Below are 2,403 nucleotides of genomic sequence, written 5' to 3'. Positions count from 1 at the left end.
GGTGAGGGGCTGAGAGAATTAGACAGGGTAGGCCCCGTCAATTACAAAGGGCTGTTTACCCCATGGGAAGAACCCGCTGATGTATTTTACATGTTCCGTGCAAATTATGCACCCAAGGAAACAGAACCTATGGTGTATTTGGTTTCTCATACCTGGGCAAACAGGTGGTTGGCGCCGAGTTTGAAAGACAGCATTACCGTCTATTCCAATTGTGATGAAGTAGAGCTCTTTAACGATGTAAATAAATCCTCATTGGGCAAAAGAACGCGTAATGGTATTGGCACTCATTTTCAATGGGATGGCGTCGAAATTAAATATAACATTTTATATGCAGTAGGTTATGTCAATGGAAAAGCAGTCGCAAAAGACTATATTGTTTTAAATAACCTGCCTCAATCCCCAAATTTCAATGGTTTTCATGCAGATGCAACAAACCTGACCGCGGCAGCAAAAAACTATCACTATGTGTATAGGTTAAACTGCGGTGGACCAGACTATGTAGATGAAAATGGAGCCTTATGGTCGGCAGACCGTCAATTAAGCAGTCCCCAGCATTTTGGTTCCACCTCCTGGACAGCTGCATTCCCCGGTGTGCCGTCGTTTTTTGCCAGTCAGCGGCGAACCAGTGACCCTATCAAAGGTACAAGGGACTGGAAATTATTTCAAACTTTCCGGTATGGTCGTGACCAATTAGCTTTTCATTTTCCAGTACCTGATGGGGACTATCAAGTGGAACTTTATTTTAATGAACCTTGGTTAGCTACAGGTGGTGGAATGGATGCAACAGGCATGCGTTTATTTGATGTAGCCATCAATGGTGAAACCCTTATCAAAGATTTGGATATTTGGAAAGAGGCCGGACATGATGGTGCTTTAAAGAAAAGCATTAAAGCTCAGGTAAAAGGCGGACAACTGGTCATTTCTTTTCCCCAGGTAAAATCTGGTCAGGCCTTAATCTCTGCTATTGCCATTGCCAGTTTAAAGCAGCACATAAAGCCTGCGCCAGCAAGCAAGGGCATTGCTTCAACAGCCGGAAAAACGAACTTAGCATGGAAGGATTGGATGGATATCGGCGATAAGCAATACCTCGATGAAGAAACTCAGTTATCATCACTGCCATCTAATCTATACGGTGCACAATGGTTGTCAGGAAAATCAACAGCTCAACGTGTAAAACAAGTATTTGAAGTCAATACCGCGGCAGAAGTTTATGTAGCTACACTACAAAGTAAACAAGCAAAGTTAGCATGGCTGGAAACTTATGAAGACACAAAAACTGTAATTGAAAATAATAAAGGACAACTATTCCATGTTTACCGTAAGCGTTTTGAAAAAGGAGCTACAGTAACTTTAGGTGAAAGTGCTACTCCTTACCTGGTGGCCGTATTACCGGCTTCAAATCTGGAGCCTGCATACGACCTTAAAGCCATCACCAATTACAAAGCTATAGACGCCAGGTTAGCAGGTAAAACTATTGCCAAGGCTGAATTGATGGGGAAGGAGCGGGTTAGTTTTAATGCCGCATCTGGAGACTTTTTAGAGTGGATTATTAAAGTTGGTGTTGCAGACACGTATTCCTTAGCTGTTAAATACCATAATCCCTTGGAAAGAACTTTAAAAGGAAGGATGGAATTTCTTAGCCTGGATGGTACACTGATGAAAACAGAACCTATAGAATTTAAATATACAAAACCCGGAAAATGGAATTATTTCAATACCAGCACGGGCTCTATGATCAATGCGGGAACCTATCTTTTGAGGGTTATTGCAGAAGATGCTAAAGGTTTGAGTTTAGATGCTTTAGCCGTACAGTAAGATAATATTCTATCATTTCTAGCGAAAATCTTATATAAATGATCATATTTAGAAATTGATATTTGTTTAACCAAATTTATAAACGAAACTGTAAATGATGAAGGGACTCCCTTTTTTCGATTTAGCCATCATCATCATCTACCTTGTTGGGATGATTTTAGTGGGGGTTTATTTTTCCCGGAAAAATAAGAATTCTGAGCAATTCACCAAGGCTTCAGGCCTTATTCCGGGTTGGGCAATTGGCTTCTCCATCTACGCTACATTTTTAAGCAGCAATACTTTTCTGGGTGTTCCCGGTAAAGCATTTGGCGGTAACTGGAATGCGCTGGTATTTAGCATTTCCATGCCCCTGGCAGCTTGGGTAGCCTCCAAATATTTCGTCCCATTTTATCGTAAAACAGGGGAGATTTCTGCTTATACGCATTTAGAAAAACGATTTGGCTCCTGGGCAAGAACCTATGCTGCAGTATGTTTTTTACTGACACAACTGGTCCGCATGGGCTCCATCTTTTTTGGAATTGCTTTAAGTCTGCAGGCCCTTACGGGTTATTCCATGCAAATGATTATGGTAGTCATGGGCATTTGTAT

The 2,403-nt window shown here is 41.4% G+C and carries 2 protein-coding genes; both read left to right on the top strand.

Annotation, left to right across the window (positions count from 1 at the left end; all coding sequences use genetic code 11):
• Positions 1-1,815 (top strand): malectin domain-containing carbohydrate-binding protein (locus tag ACR2F7_RS02710; protein ID WP_432712077.1); only part of this gene is annotated, 1,815 nt, incomplete at its 5' end.
• 94 nt (positions 1,816-1,909) lie between these two features.
• Positions 1,910-2,403, top strand: a 494-nt coding sequence (locus ACR2F7_RS02705) for a sodium:solute symporter family transporter (RefSeq protein WP_432712076.1), incomplete at its 3' end; no start/stop codon positions are given.

It is taken from the genome of Pedobacter sp., from assembly GCF_045628745.1.
GTDB lineage: Bacteria > Bacteroidota > Bacteroidia > Sphingobacteriales > Sphingobacteriaceae > Pedobacter.
This window is presented reverse-complemented; position numbering and strand designations above follow the sequence as displayed.